This window comes from Streptomyces sp. NPDC001348, from assembly GCF_053597535.1.
In genome coordinates this window covers 46,199-70,354 of record NZ_JBSFIK010000037.1, presented here as the reverse complement: position 1 = coordinate 70,354, position 24,156 = coordinate 46,199, and the positions used below count along the sequence as shown (strand labels likewise).

The 24,156-nt window shown below is 70.8% G+C and carries 23 protein-coding genes; 8 read left to right on the top strand and 15 right to left on the bottom strand.

From position 1 onward, the window contains the following. The first annotated feature begins 106 nt into the window (after positions 1-106). Together ACWC21_RS31175 and ACWC21_RS31170 are read left to right on the top strand one after the other, a co-directional pair. Entirely contained in the window at positions 107-1,315 is a 1,209-nt protein-coding gene (locus tag ACWC21_RS31175) for a nucleotide sugar dehydrogenase (protein WP_450886634.1), read from the top strand. A 106-nt stretch (positions 1,316-1,421) separates the two neighbouring features. Further along, on the top strand, positions 1,422-1,982 hold the full coding sequence (locus ACWC21_RS31170) for a hypothetical protein (protein WP_450886633.1): 561 nt from the start codon (positions 1,422-1,424) through the stop codon (positions 1,980-1,982). Between the two features lie 192 nt (positions 1,983-2,174). On the opposite strand, the gene ACWC21_RS31165 is transcribed toward ACWC21_RS31170, so the two are convergent. The 4 genes from ACWC21_RS31165 to ACWC21_RS31150 form a co-directional block, all read right to left on the bottom strand. After that, positions 2,175-3,299: a GuaB3 family IMP dehydrogenase-related protein gene (locus ACWC21_RS31165; protein WP_450886632.1), complete on the bottom strand. Its 1,125-nt coding sequence runs from the start codon at positions 3,297-3,299 to the stop codon at positions 2,175-2,177. Positions 3,300-3,403: 104 nt separating this feature from the next. Continuing rightward, complete coding sequence (gene guaB, locus ACWC21_RS31160) at positions 3,404-4,906, bottom strand: IMP dehydrogenase (protein ID WP_450886631.1); 1,503 nt, start codon at positions 4,904-4,906, stop codon at positions 3,404-3,406. 165 nt (positions 4,907-5,071) lie between these two features. Continuing rightward, complete coding sequence (locus tag ACWC21_RS31155; protein WP_388791634.1) at positions 5,072-5,659, bottom strand: sigma-70 family RNA polymerase sigma factor; 588 nt, start codon at positions 5,657-5,659, stop codon at positions 5,072-5,074. A 290-nt stretch (positions 5,660-5,949) separates the two neighbouring features. After that, entirely contained in the window at positions 5,950-6,561 is a 612-nt protein-coding gene (locus ACWC21_RS31150; protein WP_003948568.1) for a response regulator transcription factor, read from the bottom strand. Positions 6,562-6,941: 380 nt separating this feature from the next. On the opposite strand from ACWC21_RS31150, the gene ACWC21_RS31145 reads away from it, so the two are divergent. Beyond that, on the top strand, positions 6,942-7,271 hold the full coding sequence (locus ACWC21_RS31145; RefSeq protein ID WP_450886629.1) for a WhiB family transcriptional regulator: 330 nt from the start codon (positions 6,942-6,944) through the stop codon (positions 7,269-7,271). Between the two features lie 105 nt (positions 7,272-7,376). On the opposite strand, the gene ACWC21_RS31140 is transcribed toward ACWC21_RS31145, so the two are convergent. Then, positions 7,377-8,273 (bottom strand): LysR family transcriptional regulator, encoded by an 897-nt coding sequence (locus tag ACWC21_RS31140; RefSeq protein WP_450886628.1) that lies wholly within the window; start codon positions 8,271-8,273, stop codon positions 7,377-7,379. Between the two features lie 80 nt (positions 8,274-8,353). Between ACWC21_RS31140 and ACWC21_RS31135 the strand changes: the two genes are divergently transcribed. The 4 genes from ACWC21_RS31135 to ACWC21_RS31120 all read left to right on the top strand — a co-directional run bounded on the left by ACWC21_RS31135 (position 8,354) and on the right by ACWC21_RS31120 (position 11,781). Continuing rightward, complete coding sequence (locus ACWC21_RS31135; protein WP_450886626.1) at positions 8,354-9,034, top strand: MOSC domain-containing protein; 681 nt, start codon at positions 8,354-8,356, stop codon at positions 9,032-9,034. Positions 9,035-9,094: 60 nt separating this feature from the next. After that, complete coding sequence (locus ACWC21_RS31130) at positions 9,095-9,868, top strand: SDR family NAD(P)-dependent oxidoreductase (RefSeq protein ID WP_450886625.1); 774 nt, start codon at positions 9,095-9,097, stop codon at positions 9,866-9,868. Positions 9,869-9,943: 75 nt separating this feature from the next. After that, positions 9,944-10,651: an ester cyclase gene (locus tag ACWC21_RS31125; protein ID WP_450886624.1), complete on the top strand. Its 708-nt coding sequence runs from the start codon at positions 9,944-9,946 to the stop codon at positions 10,649-10,651. A gap of 185 nt (positions 10,652-10,836) precedes the next feature. Next, positions 10,837-11,781, top strand: a complete 945-nt coding sequence (locus ACWC21_RS31120) for a DUF3152 domain-containing protein (protein ID WP_450886622.1) — start codon at positions 10,837-10,839, stop codon at positions 11,779-11,781. Between the two features lie 709 nt (positions 11,782-12,490). Here the strand turns inward: ACWC21_RS31120 and ACWC21_RS31115 are convergent. From ACWC21_RS31115 to ACWC21_RS31095, 5 genes are all read right to left on the bottom strand, one after another. Further along, a complete protein-coding gene (locus tag ACWC21_RS31115; RefSeq protein ID WP_061920648.1) occupies positions 12,491-12,748 on the bottom strand; it encodes a Txe/YoeB family addiction module toxin in 258 nt (85 codons plus the stop codon). Beyond that, a complete protein-coding gene (locus tag ACWC21_RS31110; protein WP_450886620.1) occupies positions 12,745-13,023 on the bottom strand; it encodes a type II toxin-antitoxin system Phd/YefM family antitoxin in 279 nt (92 codons plus the stop codon). The genes ACWC21_RS31115 and ACWC21_RS31110 overlap by 4 nt, the downstream gene beginning before the upstream one ends. Positions 13,024-13,569: 546 nt before the next feature. Continuing rightward, positions 13,570-15,195 (bottom strand): chaperonin GroEL, encoded by a 1,626-nt coding sequence (gene groL / locus ACWC21_RS31105; protein ID WP_450886619.1) that lies wholly within the window; start codon positions 15,193-15,195, stop codon positions 13,570-13,572. A gap of 134 nt (positions 15,196-15,329) precedes the next feature. Beyond that, positions 15,330-15,638 (bottom strand): co-chaperone GroES, encoded by a 309-nt coding sequence (gene groES, locus ACWC21_RS31100; RefSeq protein WP_121887562.1) that lies wholly within the window; start codon positions 15,636-15,638, stop codon positions 15,330-15,332. A 262-nt stretch (positions 15,639-15,900) separates the two neighbouring features. Then, complete coding sequence (locus ACWC21_RS31095) at positions 15,901-16,875, bottom strand: polysaccharide deacetylase family protein (RefSeq protein ID WP_450886617.1); 975 nt, start codon at positions 16,873-16,875, stop codon at positions 15,901-15,903. Positions 16,876-16,965: 90 nt separating this feature from the next. Here ACWC21_RS31095 and ACWC21_RS31090 point away from each other — a divergent pair, with 90 nt between their 5' ends. Beyond that, positions 16,966-18,144, top strand: coding sequence for a class I SAM-dependent methyltransferase (locus ACWC21_RS31090; protein ID WP_450886616.1), 1,179 nt, complete (start codon positions 16,966-16,968; stop codon positions 18,142-18,144). Between the two features lie 199 nt (positions 18,145-18,343). Here the strand turns inward: ACWC21_RS31090 and ACWC21_RS31085 are convergent, their stop codons facing one another. From ACWC21_RS31085 to ACWC21_RS31065, 5 genes are all read right to left on the bottom strand, one after another. Then, entirely contained in the window at positions 18,344-19,618 is a 1,275-nt protein-coding gene (locus tag ACWC21_RS31085; RefSeq protein ID WP_450886614.1) for an RNA polymerase sigma factor, read from the bottom strand. 45 nt (positions 19,619-19,663) lie between these two features. Next, complete coding sequence (locus tag ACWC21_RS31080) at positions 19,664-20,020, bottom strand: YciI family protein (RefSeq protein ID WP_450886612.1); 357 nt, start codon at positions 20,018-20,020, stop codon at positions 19,664-19,666. 174 nt (positions 20,021-20,194) lie between these two features. Further along, a complete protein-coding gene (locus tag ACWC21_RS31075; protein ID WP_450886611.1) occupies positions 20,195-21,562 on the bottom strand; it encodes an FG-GAP-like repeat-containing protein in 1,368 nt (455 codons plus the stop codon). Positions 21,563-21,630: 68 nt separating this feature from the next. Further along, positions 21,631-22,695 carry an LCP family protein gene (locus ACWC21_RS31070; protein ID WP_450886609.1) on the bottom strand — a complete coding sequence of 355 codons (1,065 nt, stop codon included), beginning with the start codon at positions 22,693-22,695 and terminating at the stop codon, positions 21,631-21,633. 74 nt (positions 22,696-22,769) lie between these two features. Then, a complete protein-coding gene (locus ACWC21_RS31065) occupies positions 22,770-24,149 on the bottom strand; it encodes an endo-1,4-beta-xylanase (RefSeq protein WP_450886607.1) in 1,380 nt (459 codons plus the stop codon). Between the last annotated feature and the right edge of the window lie 7 nt (positions 24,150-24,156).

Here is a 24,156-nt window from a genome sequence, read left to right as displayed (position 1 = left end):
CATCAAGGTCATATTTACTCCTAGTCTGACATTGCGCGCGTCCATCCCGTCCACCGGGCTTGCGCACCTGTCCCGCCTCGGCTACTGGGAAGGACGGCTCACGCCCATGCCCGCAGACCTCGCCGTCATCGGACTCGGCCCCTACGGCCTCCCCCTGGCCCAGGCCGCCGTCGCAGCCGGCATCTCCACCCTCGGTTACACCACCGGCCCCGAGCCCGGCCCCCTCAGTCCCGCGGAACTGCGCCGGATGCTCTCGGGGGGATTCCTGCCGACCGACGACCCGGCCGCGCTGGGCCGGGTGCGCACCGCCGTGATCTGCGCGCCGACCGCGCGCGGGGCGGACGGGGGGCTGGACCTCGGGCAGGTCGAGGCGGCCGCGCACACCCTGGCCGAGCGGCTGCGCCCGCACACCACGGTGATCCTGGAGTCACCCGTGCACCCGGGCACGACCGAGGAGTTCCTGCGGCCCTTGCTGGAGAAGGGCTCCGGGCTGCGCGCGGGCCGCGACTTCCACCTCGCCTACTCCCCCAGCCGCGTGGACCCCGGCAACCGCGACTTCACCCCGGCCAACACCCCGAAGGTGATCGGCGGCCTCACCCCGGCCTGCACGGAATCGGCCGCCACCTTCTACGGACGGCTCACCGACAAGGTGGTACGCGCGCGTGGACCGCGTGAGGCGGAGACCGTGCAGCTGCTGGAGACCAACTACCGGCACGTGAACATCGCGCTCGTCAACGAGATGGCCGTGCTCTGCCACGACCTGGGCGTCGACCTGTGGGACGTGATCCGCTGCGCGGAGACCAAGCCGTTCGGCTTCCAGGCCTTCCGGCCGGGTCCCGGCGTCGGCGGACACGGCCTCGCGCAGGACCTCACCGGCCACACCGGCCGCAACCTGCGCATGGTGGAACTGGCCCAGCAGGTCAACAGCCGGATGCCCCGGTACGTCGTCCAGCGCGCCGCAGCCCTCCTGAACGAGCACGGCAAGTCGGCGCGCGGCGCGCGCGTGCTGCTGCTCGGCGTCACCTACAAGGCCGACCTCGCCGACCAGCAGGAGACGCCCGCCCAGGAGATCGCCCTGCGGCTGATGGAGCTGGGCGCCTCCGTCAGCTTCCACGACCCCCACGTGGGCTCCTGGAGCGTGCTGGACCGCCCGGTCCCGCGCGCGGACGGCCTGTACGAGGCGGCCGCCGACGCCGACCTCACGATCCTGCTCCAGCAGCACCGGACGTACGACCTCCAGGGCCTGTCGGTGAAGGCCCAGCTGCTGCTGGACACGCGCGGCGCGACACCCGCGGGGACGGCGCACCGGCTCTGAGCGGACCGCGGGAAAACCCCGCGGCGTTGTCACCGCCGACTGCTAATCTCCCCACTCGTCGCACAGCCGTGCACCTTTTCACCACACCATCGGGGGGATTCCTGTCATGAGCCAGTCAGCTCCGCCGCCACACTCCGAGCCGCAGCAGCAGCCGCAGCCGTCCGACGCCAACCCGTTCGCCCAGCAGCCGTCCGACGCCAACCCGTTCGCCCAGCAGCCGCCCGTCGGCGCCCCGTACGCCCCGCCGGTGCCTCCCGCGCCGCGGAAGGACAACGTGGCCCTCGGCCTGGCGGCCGCCCTCGCCGCCGCCCTGGTCGCCGCCGCGCTCTACGGCGTCGTCATCGGACTCACCAAGCACGAGATCGGCTGGGCGGCGGTCGGTGTCGGCTTCGTCATCGGCCTCGCGGCGGGCAAGGCAGGCGGTCGCAACCCCGCCCTCGCCGTCATCAGCGCGGTGCTCGCGCTGGGTGCGGTCTACCTCGGCCAGTTGGTCGGCGAGGCCATGATCGGCGCGAAGGACGTCGGCGTGAGCTTCTCCGAGCTCTTCTTCCAGCACTTCGGCCTGGTGCAGGACGCCTGGAAGCAGGACGCCGACCCGCTGACCTTCCTGTTCTTCGGGATCGCCGCCTTCGCCGCGTTCTCCGGCACGCAGAAGGCCGCGTCCTGACAGCAGAGCAAGCGAAGGTCCCGCCCACCTGAGGTGGGCGGGACCCTCACTTCATGCCCGCCTGGGCTGCACCCACCCAGGGGCGCGGGGAACTGCGCGACCGGCCCCCACCGTCCCGCGGACGAACAGACCACCGGACCAGCGCAACCCCGCCGCCCCGCGCAAGAACGAACCGCCGAACCAGCGGAGCGCTCAGCGGCGGTGCTGACTGTCCGCCACCGTCACCTCGACCCGCTGGAACTCCTTGAGCTCGCTGTAGCCGGTCGTGGCCATGGCGCGGCGCAGGGCGCCGAAGAAGTTCATCGAGCCGTCGGGGAAGTGGGACGGGCCGGTGAGGATCTCCTCGATGGTGCCGACCGTGCCGAGGTCGACCTTCTTGCCGCGCGGCAGTTCCTCGTTGACGGCCTCCATGCCCCAGTGGTGCCCCTTGCCGGGCCCGTCCGTGGCGCGGGCCAGCGGGGAGCCCATCATCACCGAGTCGGCGCCGCAGGCGATCGCCTTGGGCAGGTCGCCGGACCAGCCGACACCGCCGTCCGCGATCACATGCACGTACCGGCCGCCGGACTCGTCCATGTAGTCGCGGCGGGCCGCCGCGACGTCCGCGACCGCCGTCGCCATGGGGACCTGGATGCCCAGCACGTTGCGCGTGGTGTGCGCGGCTCCGCCGCCGAAGCCGACCAGGACGCCGGCCGCGCCGGTGCGCATCAGGTGCAGGGCGGCGGTGTAGGTGGCGCAGCCGCCGACGATCACCGGGACGTCGAGTTCGTAGATGAACTGCTTCAGGTTCAGCGGCTCGTGCGAGGACGAGACGTGCTCCGCCGACACCGTCGTGCCGCGGATGACGAAGATGTCCACGCCCGCGTCCACGACCGCCTTGGAGAACTGGGCCGTGCGCTGCGGGGAGAGCGCCGCGGCGGTGACCACACCGGAGTCGCGGACCTCCTTGATGCGCGCGCCGATCAGCTCCTCCTTGACGGGCGCGGCGTAGATCTCCTGCAGGCGGCGGGTCGCGGTCTCCGCGTCCAGGTCGACGATCTCGTCGAGCAGCGGCTGCGGGTCCTCGTACCGCGTCCACAGGCCCTCGAGGTTGAGCACGCCCAGGCCGCCGAGCTCGCCGATGCGGATCGCGGTGGCCGGGGAGACGACCGAGTCCATGGGGGCGGCCAGGAAGGGCAGCTCGAAGCGGTAGGCGTCGATCTGCCAGGCGATCGAGACCTCCTTCGGGTCCCGGGTACGGCGGCTGGGGACGACGGCGATGTCGTCGAAGGCGTACGCCCGGCGGCCGCGCTTGCCGCGCCCGATCTCGATCTCAGTCACGTCTGTGGCCTTTCCCTGATGCGTTGCAGCGCCTTCCAGTATCGCCGACGGGCACGACGAGGGCGGCCCCGGATGCTCCGGAGCCGCCCTCGCACGTCCGGCGCCTACTTGTTGCTGTAGTTCGGCGCCTCGACCGTCATCTGGATGTCGTGCGGGTGGCTCTCCTTGAGGCCAGCGGAGGTGATGCGGACGAAGCGGCCCTTGGACTCCATCTCCTCGATGGTGGCGGCGCCCACGTAGCCCATGGTCTGGCGCAGGCCGCCGACGAGCTGGTGCAGCACGTTGGAGAGCGGGCCGCGGTAGGGCACCTGGCCCTCCACGCCCTCGGGCACGAGCTTGTCGTCGGAGGAGACCTCCGCCTGGAAGTAGCGGTCCTTCGAGTACGACCTGGCCTGGCCGCGCGACTGCATGGCGCCGAGCGAGCCCATGCCGCGGTACGACTTGAACTGCTTGCCGTTGATGAACAGCAGCTCGCCCGGGGACTCCTCGCAGCCCGCGAGCAGCGAGCCCAGCATCACCGTGTCGGCGCCGGCGGCGAGGGCCTTGCCGATGTCGCCGGAGTACTGCAGGCCACCGTCGCCGATCAGCGGGATGCCCGCCGGGCGGGCGGCGAGGGAGGCCTCGTAGATGGCGGTGACCTGCGGGACACCGATGCCGGCGACGACACGGGTGGTGCAGATCGAACCGGGGCCGACGCCCACCTTGATGCCGTCGACACCGGCGTCGATCAGCGCCTGCGCGCCGTCGCGGGTGGCGACGTTGCCGCCGATCACGTCGACGGACACACTCGACTTGATCTTCGACATCCAGCTCAGCGCGTTGCTGTTGTGGCCGTGCGAGGTGTCGACGACCAGGAAGTCCACCCCGGCCCCGGCGAGCGCCTGGGCGCGCTCCAGCGCCTCGGGGCTGGCGCCGACGGCGGCACCGACGAGCAGCCGGCCCTCGGCGTCCTTGGCGGCGTTCGGGTACTTCTCGGCCTTGACGAAGTCCTTGACGGTGATGAGGCCCTTGAGAATGCCGGCCTCGTCGACCAGCGGAAGCTTCTCGATCTTGTGGCGGCGCAGCAGCTCCATGGCGTCGACGCCGGAGATGCCGACCTTGCCGGTGACCAGCGGCATCGGTGTCATGACCTCGCGCACCTGGCGCGTGCGGTCCGTCTCGAAGGCCATGTCACGGTTGGTCACGATGCCGAGCAGCTTGCCGGCCGGGTCGGTGACGGGGACCCCGCTGATGCGGAACTTGCCGCACAGGGCGTCGGCCTCGGCGAGCGTGGCGTCCGGGTGAATGGTGATGGGGTTGGCCACCATGCCGGACTCGGAGCGCTTCACCAGGTCGACCTGGTTGACCTGGTCCTCGACGGAGAGATTGCGGTGCAGCACGCCGACACCGCCGAGGCGGGCCATCGCGATCGCCATGCGGGACTCGGTCACCTTGTCCATCGCCGCCGACAGCAGCGGGATGTTGACCCGGACGTTGCGGGAGATCCGGGACGAGGTGTCGACCGCGTTCGGGAGCACCTCGGATGCGCCCGGCAGCAGCAGCACGTCGTCGTAGGTCAGCCCGAGTGTCGCGAATTTACCGGGCACTCCGTCGACGTTTGCAGTCATGACACCTTCCCCAAATGGCCTTGATCGGTGCGGATGTCCATGCTAACGGGAAGCCTGGCGGGCAAATTCCACGGTTCTGCGGTACCGCGGGCTTCGTATGTTCGTACGGAACCGGGTCGGCGCTCGTTCAAAGAAGGTGTTCGCCGCAGGGTGGTTCACCCTGGTTCACTGCTCGGCGAGCGCCCGCAGCCGGCTGAGCGCCCTGTGCTGCGCCACCCGTACGGCTCCGGGTGACATTCCCAACATCTGACCCGTCTCCTCCGCGGTCAACCCCACCGCGATGCGCAGCAGCAGCAGCTCGCGCTGGTTCTCCGGGAGGTTGGCCAGCAGTTTCTTCGCCCACTCGGCGTCGCTGCTGAGCAGGGCGCGCTCCTCGGGGCCGAGGGAGTCGTCGGGGCGTTCCGGCATCTCGTCCGAGGGGACGGCCGTCGACCCGGGGTGGCGCATCGCGGCACGCTGCAGGTCGGCCACCTTGTGCGAGGCGATGGCGAAGACGAAGGCCTCGAAGGGGCGGCCGGTGTCCCGGTAGCGCGGCAGGGCGAGCAGGACGGCGACGCAGACCTCCTGCGCGAGGTCCTCGACGAAGTGGCGCGCGTCGCCCGGGAGCCGGGACAGCCGGGTGCGGCAGTAGCGCAGCGCGAGCGGGTGGACATGGGCGAGCAGGTCGTGCGTGGCCTGCTCGTCCCCGTCGACGGCGCGATGCACGAGCCCGCCGATCGTCCCCTGAGCCGTGCCCGCCTCGTCGTCGCGCATCGGTCCATGGTGCCTTGCGGCCGTCCGGTCCGTCGCATCGTGCTGGTGGTTGTGCACCGAAGCGTTATGAGCAGGTGCGCCGGCACTCATTCCCTGCGCCCTCCCCTTCCGCTCGACCGACTCGTCCCCGAGGAACTCCACACCTCAAGGATGCGGCATCCGCGACGAAACGAGCAGCGGCCGTCCGAAGGACCGCTTCGGCACGTACCCCGGGAGCCGCCAGTCCCCCGCCCGCGCCGCGTCGGGCGGGGGGCACGGCCCTGTCCGCACCCCCGCTACGGATCACCGTCCTACCGGACCAGTCCCCAACGGAAACCGAGCGCAACCGCGTGCGCCCGGTCCGAGGCCCCGAGCTTCTTGAACAGGCGCCGGGCGTGGGTCTTGACGGTGTCCTCGGAGAGGAACAGCTCCCGGCCGATCTCGGCGTTGGAGCGGCCGTGGCTCATGCCCTCCAGCACCTGGATCTCACGCGCGGTGAGGGTGGGCGCGGCGCCCATCTCGGCGGAGCGCAGCCGGCGCGGGGCCAGGCGCCAGGTCGGGTCGGCGAGGGCCTGGGTCACCGTGGCGCGCAGCTCCGCGCGCGAGGCGTCCTTGTGCAGGTAGCCCCGGGCGCCGGCGGCGACGGCGAGGGCCACGCCGTCGAGGTCCTCGGCCACCGTCAGCATGATGATCCGCGCGCCGGGGTCGGCGGACAGCAGCCGGCGCACGGTCTCGACGCCGCCCAGTCCGGGCATGCGTACGTCCATCAGGATCAGGTCCGAGCGGTCCGCGCCCCAGCGGCGGAGGACTTCCTCGCCGTTGGCCGCGGTCGTCACGCGCTCGACGCCGGGCACGGTCGCGACCGCGCGGCGCAGCGCCTCTCGGGCAAGCGGGGAGTCGTCGCAGACGAGGACGGATGTCATGGCCGCCCTCCGCAGCTGATGCGCGTCACCTTGAGCCTCCAGGCTGGTACGAAATCGTCACCTGTGCGGTCGACCGTCTCGGACGCCTGCCCGAGCGCTTGTGTTTTCAACCGCCTCCGCACTCTCAACGACGGTCACTCGAAAGAGTTACGGGGCTGCATGCCGTATTCGGCACTCTACGTGAGGGAGCCGACACGATGCAGACATGGCCGGCGGACCCTCAACTTTTCAACACAACCCATGCCCCGTTTAGCCCTTTTTCGTATCGCTTTTCAGTGTCTGGGGCTAGATTCGCAATGAGTCATATTTTCATCTCCTTAGACCGGAGATGTACGGTCGTTGGCACCGTATCCGCCAGAACGGCTACAAGGGGTCACGCAATGGCAGATTTCTCCCGCCTTCCCGGACCGAACGCGGACCTGTGGGACTGGCAGCTCCTGGCTGCCTGCCGTGGGGTCGACAGCTCGCTCTTCTTCCACCCTGAGGGCGAGCGCGGGGCGGCTCGGAGCGCTCGAGAGAACTCGGCCAAGGAGGTCTGCATGAGGTGCCCGGTCCGCGCCGAGTGCGCGGCGCACGCCCTGGCGGTGCGCGAGCCGTACGGCGTGTGGGGCGGCCTGACCGAGGACGAGCGCGAAGAGCTCATGGGGCGGGCACGGCACCGGCTGGTGTCGGCGTCGTCGAACAGCGGGGACACCGCCCCGGACAACTGAAGGAACGTTCCTGCATATGTCTGCGCGTTCCAGCACCATCTCTGCCCATGGGCACGCCCCACGCGCGTGCCCATGACTCTGCGCCGACCTCCCGCGTGAGACGCCTCAGCGCCGCGCCGCCCGGGCCAGCTGCTCCAGCGTGGCCGCCACCGCAGGCACCTGGGCCAGGTCGGGGAGGGTGAGGGCGACGATCTCCCGGCGCACCGCCGGTTCCAGGGCGAGTGCGCGCGCGCCCCTGGGACGTACGGACTCGATCGCCAGCCGGGGCAGCACCGCGACCCCCAGCCCCGCGGCCACCAGGCCGACCACCGCCGGATAGTCGTCGGTGGCGAAGTCGATGCGTGGCGTGAAGCCCGCGCTCTCGCAGACCTCCACCAGCTGTCCCCGGCAGCGCGGGCACCCCGCGATCCACGGCTCCTCGGCCAGCTCGCCGATGGCGACCGACCCGGCGCGCGCGAGACGATGCCGTTCGGGTACGAGACCGACCAGGGGATCCGTCAGCAGCGGGCGCACGACGAGGTCGTCCCACTCCTCGGCGCCCGCCGCGCCCTGGTACCGGAAGGCGAGCGCCACGTCGCAGTCGCCCTCGCGGAGCATGTCCACGGACTTCGGCGGCTCGGCCTCCTCCAGGGAGACCCGGGTGCCGGGATGGGCGGCGCGCAGGGCGGCGAGCGCGGTGGGGACCAGGGTGGAGCTGCCGCTGGGGAAGGAGACGAGCCGGACCCGGCCCGCCCGCAGCCCGGCGATCGCCGCGACCTCCTCCTCGGCGGCGGTGAGTCCGGCCAGGATCCCGGACGCGTGCCGGACCAGCGCCTCGCCGGCCTGGGTCAGCCGCATCTCCCGGCCGCCGCGGACCAGCAGGGGGGTGCCGACCGAGGACTCCAGGGCCTTCATCTGCTGGCTGACGGCGGGCTGGGTGCAGCCCAGTTCGCGCCCCGCCGCCGAGAAGGAACCGGTGGTGGCGACGGCACGCAGCACGCGGAGATGGCGGGCCTCGATCACCCTTCGAGCATAAGCCCGTCTTGGGCACGGCACCCAATAATGAGTCGACGCTTTGAGGAGCGGCCTCCTACCGTGCCGACATGAAGCTTCTCTCGGTCAATCTGGGCCGCGCGCGTGCCGTGCCGTACACCGACCAGCCGGAGGGCCTGACCGGCATCGACAAGCGCCCGGTGGACGGGCCGGTGCGGGTGGCGGCTCCGGGACCCAAGGGGGTGGGCGGCAGCGGGCTCGCCGGGGACGCGGTGTGCTCGCTGCGCGACCACGGCGGGAACGACCAGGCGGTGTACGCGTACGCGCGCGAGGACCTCGACGCGTGGGAGCGGGAACTCGACCGGTCCCTGGCCAACGGCTGCTTCGGCGAGAACATCACGACGGTCGGTCTGGACGTGTCCGGGGCGCTGGTCGGCGAGCGCTGGCGGATCGGTTCCGAGGTGGTCCTGGAGGTGACCTCGGGGCGGATCCCCTGCCGTACCTTCCAGGGCCATCTGGCGGAACGCGGCTGGGTCAGGAGGTTCACCCGGAAGGGCGTGACCGGTGCCTACCTGCGGGTGATCGAGCCGGGTGAGATACGGGCGGGCGATCCGATCGAGATCGTGCACCGGCCGGACCACGACGTGACGGTCTCCCTGGAGTTCCGCGCGACGACGACCGAGCGGGAACTGCTGCCGCGCGTGCTCGGCGCGGGCGCCGCCCTGCATCCGGAGACACTGGCGGCCGCGCGGAGGTACGTGGCGGAGCACGGCGGGCGGCCCGCCTCCTGAGAGGCAGTCACCGCAGGCCACGTACGACGCACCCGCGGTCCGGGTAACTACCCTTGGCCCATGACAACGGCTCTGATTACGGGATCGACCGCGGGCATCGGCGCCGCGTTCGCGCGACGGCTGGCGGCGGACGGGCACGACCTGGTCCTGGTGGCGCGGGACACCAAGCGGATGCGGGAGCAGGCGACCGAGCTGCACGACCGGCACGGCGTCGAGGTGGAGGTACTGACCGCCGACCTGGCCGAGGACGACGGCATCGACGCGGTGGCCGCCCGCCTGGGCGACCGCCGCAACCCCGTCGACCTGCTGGTCAACAACGCGGGCTTCGGCAACAAGGGCCGCTACCTCGACGTGTCGATGGCCGACGAGCTGCGCATGCTGAAGGTGCACTGCGAGGCGGTGCTGCGGCTGACGTCGGCGGCGGCCGGGGCGATGCGGGGGCGCGGGCGCGGCGGCGTCGTCAACGTGGCCTCGGTGGCGGCCTTCGTGCCGCGCGGCACGTACGGCGCGTCCAAGGCGTGGGTCGTGCAGTTCACCCAGGGCGCGGCGAAGGATCTGGCGGGTACGGGCGTCCGCCTGATGGCGCTGTGCCCGGGTTTCGTGCGCACCGAGTTCCACGAGCGGGCCGGGATGGGCACGGACAACATTCCCAACTGGATGTGGCTCGACGCGGACAAGCTGGTCGCGGCGGCGCTGGCCGATCTGGCCCGCGGCAAGTCGGTGTCCATTCCGGACCCGCGCTACAAGGCGCTGATGGGGCTGGCGAAGGTGACCCCCCGCGGTCTGCTGAGCGGGGTCAGCTCGCGGACCGGGCGCAGGTACGGGCCCCAGTAGCGGACGGGTGGTGCCGCCGTTCCGGTGCGAAAATGGGCGTGACGGAACCGGACCAGGGGGGCCGGAGGCGGCGTCATGACCTTCGTACAGCTCATCGACTGCAGGACCAGCCGGTTGGACGAGATGAACCGGCTCATGGACGACTGGGTCGAGCAGACCAAGGGGAAGCGGACCGCGACGCACGCGGTGGTCGGCAAGGACCGTTCGGACGCGTCGCACATCATCGAGGTGGTGGAGTTCCCGTCGTACGAGGAGGCGATGCGGAACTCGAACCTCCCGGAGACCGACCGGATCTTCCGGGGCATGGTCGCCCTGTGCGACGAGATGCCCACGTTCATCGACCTGGACGTGGTGCGGGACGAGCAGTTGTCCATCGGCGTGGTGCGCCGGTTCCTGGAGACACTCGCGACCCCCTGTGACCTGCCGCCGCTGAACGACCTGCTCGACGAGGACATCCACAGCCACGACCCGATCAACCCGCAGGACACGATCGGGCTGGACTCCGCCCGCAGCGAGTACCGCATGTGGCGCGGCGCCTTCGACTTCACGTTCACGGTCGAGGACGTGATCGCCCAGGGCGACCGGATCTGCGCGCGCTGGACCTGGAACGCCACGCACAAGGGCGATTTCCTGGGCATCGCGGCCACCGGCAGGCGGGTCGGCATGACGGGAATGACGCTGTTCCGGTTCGGCGGCAACGGAAAGATCGCCGAGATCTGGTGGCAGCACGACCAGCTGGGGCTGATGCAGCAACTGGGGGCGCTGGACGCGCTGGAGCGGTGACCCTCGCCAGGGCGCGACAGATCGACCCGGACATGATCCGGCGGGACCGACTCCGTCCGGGGTGCGGTGACACGCAAGGGGGGCGGCCGGGTTGTCGGCCGCCCCCCTACCGGAAAATCCTTCGTTATCATCTCGTGACCATTTGAGCTCATGGTCATCATGTGAAATGACCAGTTTGAGCTGTCATGCATTCGGCACAAGAGCGGGAATCCGCATCGCCCACCGGCAGCGCCGCGGCATCCCGCCGCGACGGCCGTCCGCACCGGCCCGGCCGCCGCCGGACCTCCCACCGCCGGGGCGGTCCGCGCCGCCGGGGCCGGACCTATCTGGTCGCCGCGTTGGTGGCCGTCGGTCTGCTCGGCTCAACGGCGTTCTTACTGAACGGCGGACGAGGCGACCTGAACGGCGGACGAAGCGACGCGTCGAGCGCTGCGCCGCGCGCGCGGGACATGCAGGCCACCCCCACGCCGCCGACGCCCACCCCAAAGCCGAAACCCAGGCCCAAGCCCAAGCGCACGTCAACGACGACTCCCTCCACGCCCCCTCCCAAGAGCGGCGTCCCCTCCACGGGCTCCGGCAGATTCGTCACCGCGCAGGCGAGCGGCGCGAAGGTCGGTCACAGCGGACATCTGCTCCGCTACGTGGTGCAGGTCGAAACCGGGCTCGGCATCTCGCCGAACCAGGCGGCGCACGAGATCGCCGACATACTCGCCGCTCCCCGCGGCTGGACCCGGAACGGACTTTCCTCGTTCCAGCTGGTGAGCCCGGGGCAGCCCTACGACCTGAAGGTGAAGATCGCGACCCCGGGAACGGCGGACGCCCTGTGCTGGGCGGGCATCCACCAGGACACGCAGGGCGAGTACAACTGCGAGGTTCCCGACGGGGTGGTGGTGAACCTCAAACGCTGGGTACAGGGCTCACCCATGTTCGACGGTCCGATCCACGACTACCGGGCGCTGATCGTCAACCACGAGATGGGGCACTTCCTCGGCTACACGCACATGACCTGCGCGGGCCCCGGACAACTGGCCCCCGTGATGATGCAGCAGATCAAGGGCCTGCACGGATGCGTCGCCAACGCCTGGCCCTATGACGGGAACGGTGCGTTCGTCTCCGGGCCGCCCGCATAGGGTCCGCTGACGGGCATCGAGGCGATTGCCAGGCTGCCGGGGCCGTGGCGTGTGTCCTTGTACGGTGGGTGAGGCATGGGGATGGGGGGGATGCCCGCAGATGGATCTCGAAGACTTCGCCACGCGTTTCCGTCCCGGCATCCGGGCGAGGCTCGACTGGGCGCGAGACCGCCCCTCAGCCATGTCCGGCCGGGCGACGACGGCGCCCCCGTTCACCGCCCCGGCGGCCTACTGCGCTACCTCCTGCGCGAGGTACCGCCTCCGCCGCCTTCCCAGCCGATCACCCCCGGCGCGACGGCCGCTTCGATCCGGGAGCGGATGTAGGCCGCGAACCTGTTGCGGGTCGGTCTGTTCGACGACGAGATCGCCGACGACGTGGATCTTCTGCCGCACGTCCAGCCTCCGGCCGGGCGCACCGTTGAGCAGTGCCTCACGACCATCCGCTCGCACCTGGAAAGGACCCGGAGTTCCGGCGTATTCGAACAGGCGCAGGTTCCACAGACCGACCGGGTCCCGGGACAGACTTCGGCCGGTGACCTCGTCCCCGAAGTCGACCGTGCGACACACGTGGTGAGCGGCTGCCAGTGGCGCGGGACGGCGGGGGCGACGACGACGGGCGGGGGCTCGTCCTGGTCGCGGCACTCGCCAAGGAATGGGGGGTGACGTCACGCGTCGGCGCTCCCGGCAAGACTGTCTGGGCCCTCGTCGGTCAGTAGTGGTACCGGGCCTTGATGATCACGACTTCCTTCTCGGTGGCCCGGTAGACGAGCCGGTGCTCGTCGTCGATCCGGCGGGACCAGTAGCCGGACAGGTCACCTTTCAGCGGTTCAGGTTTGCCGATGCCCGTGAACGGGTCACGCTGGATCTCGCCGATGAGACGGACAAGCTTGCGGAACAGCTTCTTGTCGGCGTCCTGCCAGTACAGGAGGTCCTCCCACCCGGTGGGGCGGAACCGTACGTCCCTCACTCCCCGTCCTCCGCCAGGGCGTGCAGTTCGTCCATGTTCTTGGTGATCACCGGGGTGTCGGCAGCCTTGTCGGCGGCGACGGCCGCCATGAGGTGGGCGGCGTTGGCCGGCGAACGCAGCAGGTAGACGGTCTCCTGCCAGGAGCGGAAGTCGTCGGCGGACATCAGTATGGCGTTGCCGCCCCTGGAGGTGATCTCGACGGGCTCATGGTCGTCGTTGACCTGCTGGATCAACGGGAAGAGTCTGGCTCGGGCCTCGCTGGCAGTGATGGACACGGCCCTCTCCCTCCACGGAAACCGAAAGAACTGGTACGGGAATATTGTACCAGTCACATGGTACAAGGGTGTGGTACCAGTCGCATCCACCTCAGGTCGTTCTCCCAGGGCGGAGGGAGTCACCTCGCCCGGGTCCAGGACCGCCTCGCGTAGGACTTCGCGGGAGACCTTCCTTCCGCCGATGTGCGCTACCCGGCCTTTCTCCGACTTCACGGAGAAGCCGTCGTCCCCGTTCACACCCGATGGATTGCTTGACGGGCATGAAGCCGGACCGACTCGCGCCCTGCAGCTCACGGCCCGCACTGCCGTCCGTGGCCGGTGGCGCTCGTTCTCACCGCCGCGCCCCTCGGGGTCGCCCCTCGACGTCGTCCTGGCCATCACCCACGTCAGCTGCGTCCTCTCGCGGCAGCGGTGACGCGCATGCTCCCGTTGACACTGAGGTCCGCGAGTAACCGAGGCAGTCAGGCACGGCGAAGGCCCGGCACCCCTTCCGGGGTGCCGGGCCTCGCTCACGGCCCGAAGGCCTTGGGTGCTACCGACGGTGCGTCAGTGGGCGTGGCCGTGGCCGTGGCCCGCCGCGGCCGGCTCTTCCTCTTCCTTCTTCTCGACGACCAGGGTCTCGGTCGTCAGCAGGAGGGAGGCGATGGAGGCGGCGTTCTCCAGGGCGGAGCGGGTGACCTTGACCGGGTCGATGACGCCGGCCTTGACCAGGTCGCCGTACTCGCCGGTGGCGGCGTTGTAGCCGTTGCCCTTCTCGAGCTCGGCGACCTTGGAGACGATGACGTAGCCCTCGAGGCCGGCGTTCTCCGCGATCCAGCGCAGCGGCTCGACGGCGGCACGGCGGACGACCGCGACACCGGTGGCCTCGTCGCCGGACTTGTCGAGGTTGCCCTCGAGGACCTTGACGGCGTGGACGAGCGCGGAGCCACCACCGGAGACGATGCCCTCCTCGACCGCGGCGCGGGTCGCGGAGATGGCGTCCTCCAGACGGTGCTTCTTCTCCTTCAGCTCCACCTCGGTGGCGGCGCCGACCTTGATCACGCACACGCCGCCGGCCAGCTTCGCGAGGCGCTCCTGGAGCTTCTCGCGGTCCCAGTCGGAGTCGGTGTTCTCGATCTCGGCCTTGATCTGGCCGACGCGGCCCTGCACGTCCTCGGACTTGCCGGCGCCGTCGACGATCGTGGTGTCGTCCTTGGTGACGGTGACGCGGCGGGCGGAGCCCAGCACGTCCAGGCCGACCTGGTCGAGCTTGAGGCCGACCTCCTCGGAGATGACGGTGCCGCCGGTGAGGACGGCGATGTCCTGCAGCATGGCCTTGCGGCGGTCGCCGAAGCCGGGGGCCTTGACGGCGACGGCGTTGAAGGTGCCGCGGATCTTGTTGACGACCAGGGTCGACAGGGCCTCGCCGTCGACGTCCTCGGCGATGATCAGCAGCGGCTTCGAGGCGCCGGCCTGGATGACCTTCTCGAGCAGCGGCAGCATGTCCGCGATGGCGGAGATCTTGCCCTGGTGGATCAGGATGTACGGGTCGTCGAGGACGGCCTCCATGCGCTCCTGGTCCGTCACGAAGTACGGCGACAGGTAGCCCTTGTCGAAGGCCATGCCCTCGGTGAAGTCCAGCTCCAGACCGAAGGTGTTGGACTCCTCGACGGTGATGACACCGTCCTTGCCGACCTTGTCCATCGCCTCGGCGATGAGCTCGCCGACCTGCTGGTCCTGGGCGGACAGCGCGGCGACGGCGGCGATGTCGGACTTCTCGTCGATCGGCCGGGCCGAGGCGAGCAGGTCGTCCGAGACGGCCTTGACCGCGGCGTCGATGCCCTTCTTGAGGGCGGCCGGGGAGGCGCCGGCGGCGACGTTCTTCAGGCCCTCGCGCACGAGCGCCTGGGCGAGCACGGTGGCGGTGGTCGTACCGTCACCCGCGATGTCGTTGGTCTTGGTCGCCACCTCCTTCACCAGCTGGGCGCCGAGGTTCTCGTACGGGTCCTCGATCTCCACCTCACGGGCGATGGTGACACCGTCGTTGGTGATGGTCGGGGCGCCGAACTTCTTGTCGATGACGACGTTGCGGCCCTTGGGGCCGATCGTCACCTTCACCGTGTCGGCGAGCTTGTTGACGCCGCGCTCGAGGGCGCGACGGGCGTCCTCGTCGAACTTCAGGATCTTCGCCATGGGAGCGTAGCCCTCTCGGGAAATCTAGGGTGCAAAAAAATACGGTCGGTGAAACGGACTGCGCCCCCGGCGCCCGGCTTGTTAACGGTCGCGGGGGCCGGGGGCGCAGCTCGAAGCGGTGAAGCTCGAGGTGATTACTTCTCGATGATCGCGAGCACGTCGCGGGCCGAGAGGACGAGGTACTCCTCGTTGTTGTACTTCACCTCGGTGCCGCCGTACTTGCTGTAGAGCACGACGTCGCCGACGGAGACGTCGAGCGGAAGACGGTTGCCGTCCTCGAAGCGGCCCGGGCCCACGGCCAGGACGACGCCCTCCTGGGGCTTCTCCTTGGCGGTGTCCGGGATGACCAGGCCAGAGGCCGTGGTCTGCTCGGCGTCCAGCGGCTGGACCACGATGCGGTCCTCGAGCGGCTTGATGGCAACCTTGGAGCTGGTGGTCGTCACGATCCGACCTCCCCCTTCGGAGATCTCACGGGGTTAACTGTCTGAGGTGGCGACCAGGTCGATCCGTCGTCGCGGGTGCCGGACCTGCCCGTCGCGTCATTGGCACTCTCCAGGGGGGAGTGCCAGAGCCGAGACTATGACTGCGATTAGCACTCGGTCAAGCGGAGTGCCAATTGCCGTGCGGCGCGTCAGCGGGGATGCCCTCTTTGGGGGGCGCCCGGTGCACTGCTCTGATGCTTCCGGGCGCCGCGCCACCGCCGCCTCACAGGTAGTCCTCCAGGCGGGCCACCGCGTACCCCTCGGCCGTGACCTTGTTCAGGAACCTGCGCATGTCGTCGACCATCGTGCCGTTCCAGTCGTCCCACCCCCGGAAGTGGGTCAGGACGATGTCGCCGGGGTGCAGGCTCTGGTCGTCCTCCCGGTACTCCCAGTGGTCGACGTAGACCTCCTCGTCCCAGATGGGCGCGTACTTGATGCCGCAGGACTTGGCCGCGAGAAGGGTGTCGCGGTTGTAGTTGCCGTAGGGCGGGCGGAAGACGGTCGGGCTCCGGCCGAACTGCTCGCGCATGATCCGCTGCATGCCGCAGATCTCGTCGCGCTGCTGGTCGTAGGACAGACCGGGCAGGTAGGGGTGGGTGAGGGTGTGGTTGTTGAGGGTGATGCCCTTGGCCTGCATCTTCCGGAAGTACCCGTAGTCGTCCTCGACCAGGTAGTTGCTGAGGAACGCGGTGTAGGGGATCTTCAGGTCGCTCATCATGCGCAGGAACGCCGGGTCCTTCTCGGCGCCGTCGTCGATGGTGAGGAAGACGACCTTCTGCTTGGTGGGGATCGTGGTGAAGACGGGCGGCAGGTCCAGCTCCTCCTGGCCGTCGACCTCGAATCCGTCGCGGGCGGTGATCCTCGGCTTGTGGGCGGGGGGTGCCGGGGGTGTGAGCGGGACGCCCTCCAGGCCCCAGCGCCGGGCGGCGGCGGCCAGGGCGGCGCGGGAGGTGCGCAGCCGGGAGGCGTAGGAGTCCAGCGCTTCGGCGGGCCCCTGCACGCGTTGCTGGCCGGGGGCGGGCCGGACGTCCGGGGCCGAGTGCGGGGCCGTGCCCGGCGCCGAGCAGCCGGAGACGGCGCCACCGGAGACGACGGCGGCCACGGCGAGCGCGACCAGGCCGCTCCGAGTGGCCGGCCGCCTCGTGGCCACTCGCCTCCATCGCGCACCATTTTTGTCATTTTGTACTACTAGTCGCATGGTGCCGGATCCTGGCAGAGCCCCGGCCCCGAACCGGCCCGACACCGCCGCCGCGGGCGCACCATCCACCGACTGGCCCACAATGACCCGGTGAACGACCTGCTCGCCTTCCGCTCCCTGCTCACCCCCGAGGGCCGCGCCCTCCTCGACGAGGTGCACGGCACGGCCCCGGCCGACGAACTCGCCGTCGCCACCCGGCTGCGCCGCGACCACCCCGCCGACCTGGTCTCGGCCGCCCTCGGCCAGGCCCGGCTGCGGCAGCGGGCGGCGGCGAAGTTCGCCGCCGAGGACGCGCGGCGGATGTTCTTCACCCCCAACGGGGTCGAGCAGTCCACCCGGGCGGCGGTGGCCGAGTACCGGGCGCGCCGGCTGCGGGACCTGGGCGTCACCTCCGTCGCCGACCTGTGCTGCGGCATCGGCGGCGACGCGCTCGCCCTCGCCCGCGCCGGGATCCGGGTGCTCGCGGTGGACCGGGATCCGGTGACCGCGGCGGTGGCCCGCGCCAACGCGGAGGCGCTGGGGCTGGCCGAGCTGATCGAGGTGCGGGAGGCCGACGTGACGGAGGTGGACACGTCCGCGTACGACGCCGTGTTCGTGGACCCCGCGCGGCGGGGCGGCCGGGGCCGGGTCTTCGATCCGGAGGCGTACTCGCCGCCCCTGTCGTGGGCCGTGGGCGTCGCGTCCGCCTCCCGGGTGGCGGCCCTGAAGATCGCGCCCGGCATCCCGCACGAGACGGTTCCCGCACAGGCCGAGGCGGAGTGGATCTCCGACGGCGGTGACGTGAAGGAGGCGGTGCTGTGGTTCGGGACGGGAGCGCCGGGCGCCGTGCGGGCGACCCTGCTGCCCGGACCGCGGTCCCTGCTCTCCCGCGGGCTGCCGGACCCCGGCGTGCGGTCCGTGGGCCGGTACCTGTACGAGCCCGATGGCGCCGTCATCCGCGCGCACCTGGTGGCGGAGGTCGCCGAGGAGGTGGGCGGCGGGCTGATCGACCCGACCATCGCCTATGTGACGGCGGACGGGCTGCGGCCGACCCCGTATGCGTCCGCGTACGAGATCACCGACCAACTTCCCTTCAACGTGAAGAAGTTGAAGGCGTTGCTGCGAGAGCGGGGAGTCGGGGTCCTGACCGTGAAGAAGCGCGGGTCTGCGGTGGAGCCGGAGGAGCTGCGGCGGAAGGTCAAGCCGCAGGGTCCGGGCTCGGCCACCGTGTTCCTCACCCGCGTCGCGGGTGCCCCGACGATGCTGCTCGGGGCACCCGCGAACGGCTGAGCGGCTGCTGCCTGGCCGTGGTCCGCGGGGAGGACAGGGCCGGTGCCGGGGCCTTCGGGGCGGCGGCGCCGGCCGTGCCCGTCGCGACGTACCCACTCGGCCTCGGTGCCACGCCGTTGTCGTACGACGTGTTCGTCCACTGGCCGCTGCTCGCGCTGACCGCCGTGCCCGCCGAGTGCGATCATCCGTGGAACGCCGGTCACGGGCCGAGCTCGGCCGCCCGGGCGGCCAGCAGCTCCCGTTCCCGCGCGTTGCGGGCGAGTCCCGCCGCCCGGACGAACTCCGCGCGTGCCTCCGCCCCGCGGCCGAGGCGGGCCAGCAGGTCGCCGCGGACGCTGGGGAGCAGGTGGTAGTCGCGCAGGGCGGGATCGGCGGCCAGCCGGTCCACGATCTCCAGGGCCGGGGCCGGGCCGCGCGCCATGGAGACGGCGACCGCGCGGTTCAGCTCCACGACCGGGGACGGGCCGCGGGCCGATAGCAGGTCGTAGAGGGTCGCGATGGCCGCCCAGTCGGTCTCCTCGTAGGAGTGCGCGTGTGCGTGGCAGGCCGCGATCGCCGCTTGGAGGGTGTACGGCCCGGGCGCCCCGGTGGCGGCGGCCTCGGCGCGGCCGAGTGCCGCGACGCCGCGGGCGATGAGCATCCGGTTCCAGCGGCGGCGGTTCTGGTCCCTGAGGAGGACGGGGGCACCGTCGGGGCCGGTGCGGGCGGGGGCGCGGGCGGTCTGGAACTCCAGGAGCGCGGTCAGGGCGTGCACCTCCGGTTCCTTGGGCATCAGGGCGGACAGCACACGGGCCAGCCGGAGGGCGTCCTCGCACAGGGCGGGGCGCAGCCAGTCGTCACCCGCGGTGGCCGCGTAGCCCTCGTTGTGGATCAGGTAGATGACGTCGAGGACGGAGCCGAGGCGGGCCTCGCGGTCGGGTCCGTAAGGGACCTCGAAGGCGACGTTCTTCCTCGCCAGGGTGCGTTTGGCGCGCACGACGCGCTGGGCGACCGTCGCTTCCGGCACGAGGAAGGCGCGGGCGATCTCGGCCGTGGTCAGACCGCCCAGCAGGCGCAGCGTGAGTGCGGTGCGGGCCTCGGCGGACAGCACCGGATGGCAGGTGGTGAAGACCAGGCGGAGCAGGTCGTCGTCGATGTCCTCGGGGTCTGCGGGCTCCTGCGGCGGCGCCGTGTTCGGCAGGTCGCGGCCGATCTCGGCGAGCTTGCGGGCGTAGTTCTCGCGGCGGCGGACCAGGTCGACGGCGCGGTGGCGGGCGGTGGCCATGAGCCAGGCTCCGGCGTTGTCCGGCACGCCGTCCCGCGGCCACCGCTCCAGGGCGGCGACCAGTGCGTCCTGGGCCAGTTCCTCCGCGATGCCCACGTCCCGGACGATCCGGGCGACACCGGCGACGACCCGGGGGAACTCCAGACGGAAGACGGCCTCGATGGCCTGTGCGGCGGCACCGGACGGGGCGGCGGGGGGCTGCTGTTCCACAGCCCCCCATGCAACACCTCCGGCCGGGCCGGCGCCAACGGGGGCTCAGCCCTCGGCGACCTCCCGCACCTCGCAGGTCACGGTCCAGAACTCCTCGTGGACCTTCAGGAAGCGCTTGGTCCACTCCAGGGCCTCGGCCTTGTCCTTGCACTGCATGAGGGCGTAGCCGCCGATGACCTCCTTGGTCTCGGTGAAGGGCCCGTCGGTGACGGAGAGCTGCCCGTTCTCCCAGTGGACCCGGGTGCCCTGCGCGGTGGGGGTGAGACCGGCGGTGTCGAGCATGACGCCGGCCTTGGTGATCTCCTCGATGAGCTCGCCCATCCGCTGCATCAGCTCGGGGCTGGGGCCCTCGGCGGGCGTGTTGTTCTCGTCGATCCGAATGAGCGAGAGGTAACGGGGCATGGTGACTCCTCGGTCGGGCTGCGGGGGCTCTCCCCGCCTTCTCACCTCTGCGTCGAACGGGAGACGCCCGGATCGACACGGCCCCCGGAATTTCTCGAAGATTTTTTTCCGGGGGCCGTGCCCTGGCGCTACCGAGGCCCGTGCCCTGGCGCTACCGAGGCCCGTGACCTGGCACTACTTGAGCTCGGACCCGAACGCCGCCTTCGCGTACGGCGCCCCGACGCTCTTCCCGCCGAAGACGAGCGCCGCGTCCGTCGTCAGGCCCGTGGCGGTGCCCCGCAGTTCCCAGACGGCGCCGTTGCCGCCGTCCTCGTGGGTGGCGGCGGCGGCCAGGTCGGCGTGGCCGTTGCCGTTGATGTCGAGGAGCTGGACGGCCTCACCGAAGACGTCGTTGACCTCGGCGGTGCCGGGGACACCCGCGGTGTTCTGGGTGAAGCCCTGCGCGCCCGTACCGGTCAGGCCGGTGCGGCTGCCGCGCAGGACGTCGACCAAGCCCTCGTAGTTGTTCTCGCCGGGCACGCCCACCGCGACGTCGTCGATGCCGTCGCCGGTGATGTCGCCGACGGCGACCGACTCCCCGAACTCGTCGTTGTCCTCGGTGGCGCCGGGAACACCAGGGGTGTCCTGCGAGTACGTCCGCCAGGTGTCCCGTGCGCCCAGGCCGGTGGCCGAGCCGTAGGCCACCTGGATCCGCTCGTTCCTGCCGTCCCCGGCGACCATGTCGTCGTACCCGTCGCCGTTGAGGTCACCGAACGCCACGCCGCCGTCCCCGGAGGGAGCGTCGGGCACGCGGGTGAGGCCGGTGGGGGTACCCAGGTAGAACTCGCTGCAGTAGTTGCCGTCCCCGCAGTACTCCGTCAGGGCCAGGTCCGCGCGGCCGTCGCCGTTGACGTCGCCGGTGGCGCCGTCGTGGACGTCGACGTACTGCAGGTCGGGATCCATGCCGGAGGTGGCGGCCGGGGTGCCGGTCCGCTTCAGCGGTCCCTTCCACAGGATCGCCTTGGTGCCGATCGGGTCGTCGCCGGACGCGTAGCCGGCGCTGAACAGGGCAAGGTCCAGGCGGCCGTCGCCGTCGAAGTCACCGGCCTGGGTGTTGGTGGCGGGGACGGACGTGCCGCCGGACAGGCCGTGCGGGCCGCCCCAGACGACGACCGCCTTGGCGGACAAGGTGCCGTCCCCGACGACCAGGTCGGCGTAGCCGTCGCCGTCCAGGTCGCCCTTGGAGAGCTGGACGCCCAAGCGCTGGCCCTTGGCGGGGCTGCCCGGGACACCGGCTGTGGCACGGCTGATGACGGTCCGCCGGCTGGTCGATATGCCGTGCGGGCCGCCGTACATCACCGTGACGTAACCGGCCTGGCTCTGCCCGCCGACGGTGGCGTTCGGGGCACCCACGGCCAGGTCGGCGTAGCCGTCGCCGTTGAAGTCGTCGCGGACGGGCGCGGCCTGCTTCGACGCGGAGGCGATGGGTGCGGTGGTGCCCAGCGCGGTCAGGGCCAGGGCGAACGGAACCGCCCAGCGGGCGTGCGAACGTACGGAGAACACAGAACTACCCCCCGGTTAAAGTGAATTGGTCACCGCATCAGACCCGCCGGCGGCAGCGAAGGTTGCCCTCAGCGCAGCGACCTCCACAACCCGCTCGCCGCCGGTTCCTTCGCGACGACCCGGTTGGGGTCCGAGGGGGCCGGCACGACCGGCATCATCACCGTCCTCACCCGGTCGGCGGACAGGCCCTTCAGGCTCTGCCCCAGCCGCATCAGCTCGGTCAGGGAGTTCAGGCCGGTGTCCGTGGTGAGGCTGCCGGTGATCGCGTCGGCCACCCGGTAGAGCCTGGCGGGGTCGGTGAGGAGATCGGTGGACCCGATCTGCTTCAGCAGGGCCTTCACCAGTTTCTGCTGCAGGCCTATGCGGCCGAGGTCGCTGCCGTCGCCTATGCCGTGCCGGGTGCGGGCGAGGGCCAGGGCCTGCTTGCCGCCCAGGTGGTGGGTGCCGGCCCTGAGGTGGAGGTGGCTCTTGTCGTCGTCGATGTCCTCGCCGGTGGTGACGGTGACGCCGCCGAGGGCGTTCACCAGCTTGGCGAAGCCGGCGAAGTCGATCTCGATGTAGTGGTCCATGCGGACGCCGGTGATCGACTCGACCGTCTTCACCGCGCACACCGGACCGCCCACCGAGTACGCGCTGTTGAACATGGTGTCGTGGGCGAGCGCCGTGGCACCGCCCGAGGACAGCGGACAGGACGGGCGGGTGACCAGCGTGTCACGCGGGATGCTGACGACGGTGGCCCGGGTGCGGCCTGCGTCGATGTGCACGACCATCGCCGTGTCGGAACGGGCGCCGGAGCTGTCGCCGCCGCCGAGTTCCGCGTTGGCCCTGCCGCTGCGCGAGTCCGAGCCGAGGACGAGGATGTTCAGTGCCTCGGTCGGCAGCGGGGAAGCGGACGCCGAGGCGGACGCGGACGGGGTGGTGACCGCCCTCGCCGGGCGGTCGTCGCCGAGCGCGCTGTCGATGTCGACGCTCTTGATGTTGTGGTTGAGGTGCCAGTACGCCCAGCCCGCCGCCGCGCCGCCCAGGACCAGCGCGGCGGCGAGGGTGAGGCCGACGGCCTTCAGTACCGCCGGCCTGCGGCCTCCGCGTCTGCCCCCGGCGTCGCTCTCACCGTTCTCGCCGTGTCCCGTCACAGGCAGGAACGTAAGTGTGAATTATTAGGAGACTGTTAGCGGAAGCCGTGCGGGGCGGTTTTCTTGGGAGATTCTCATCCCAGGGTCACCAGCGGCACCGGATTGCTCCCGTTCCACGACCCGTTGAACCCGAAGGTCACCGAACCGCCGTCCGGGACCGTCCCGTTGTACGGGGCGTTCGTACAGGTCACGGTCGTGCCCGACTGGGCGCAGTCGGCGTTCCAGGCCTGGGTGATCTGCTGGCCGGCGCCGAAGGTCCAGCTCGCCCTCCAGCCGGACAGCGAGCCACCGGAGCAGTCGATCTTCACCTGGCCGGTGAACCCGGTGTTCCACTGGCTGGTGACGCTGTACGTCGCCGCGCACGCGCCGTTCGTCGGCGGCGGGGTGGTCGAGCCACCGCCGAGCGCCTCCGCGATGGCGTGGTAGGCGGGCTTGGGGCTGTAGTTGTCGTCGTACGGTGTCGCCGCCCCGTAGCCGGGGAACGTGCCGGGCACCCAGGAGTCGGAGTCGGCGAAGCCCCAGACGGTGACGTTGACGCAGCGGGTGACCGCCACGCAGGCCGCGACGACCGACTTGAAGTCGGCTGCCTGCTGGGCCAGTTTCGTACCGTCCGCGGGCAGCGCCATCCGGATGTCCAGCTCGGTGATCGCCACGTCCACGCCCAGGTCGGCGAAGCGCTGGATGTTCTGCTGCAGGGTGGACGGGACCTGTCCCAGGATCAGATGGGCCTGCAGACCGACGCCGTCGATCGGGACGCCCTGCTGCTTCAGGGACTTGACCAGGTTGTACAGGGCGTTGCTCTTGGCGTTGACGCCCTCGACGTTGTAGTCGTTGATGTACAGCTTGGCGTCCGGGTCGGCCGCGTGGGCCCAGGTGAAGGCGTTCGCTATGTAGCCGGAGCCCAGGCCGTTGTACCAGAGGGTCGGGCGGTAGGTGCCGTCCTCGTTGAAGGCCTCGTTGACCACGTCCCAGGCCGCGATCTTTCCCTTGTACCGGCCCACCTCGGTGCTGATGTGGTTCTGCAGCAGGGTGCCGAGCTGGGCGGAGGTCCAGCTGCCGTTCGTCAGCCAGTCGGGGTTCTGGTTGTGCCAGACCAGGGTGTGGCCGCGCACCTGCTGGTGGTGGGCCTGTGCGAAGGCGACGATCTGGTCGGCCTCGGTCCAGTTGAAGCTGCCCTGGGTGGGCTCGACCGAGCCCCACTTCATGGCATTGCCGGGGGTGAGCGAGCTGAACTGCGACCCCGCGATGTCGCCGTAGGTCCCGGTGAGCTTGGAACCGGTGACCGCCGTGCCGATGATCTTGCCCTTGGCCGCCGCGAGGTCCCGCAGGGGGGTGTCGGCGGCGTGGGCCGTCCCGGCGGCCAGCAGGGCGAGGGTCGTGGCCGCTCCGGCGGCCAGGGCGGCCAGGCGCGTCCTGAGGGGGGTTCTGGCCGAGGGGGTTCTGGAGGTTCTCATGCGGGTG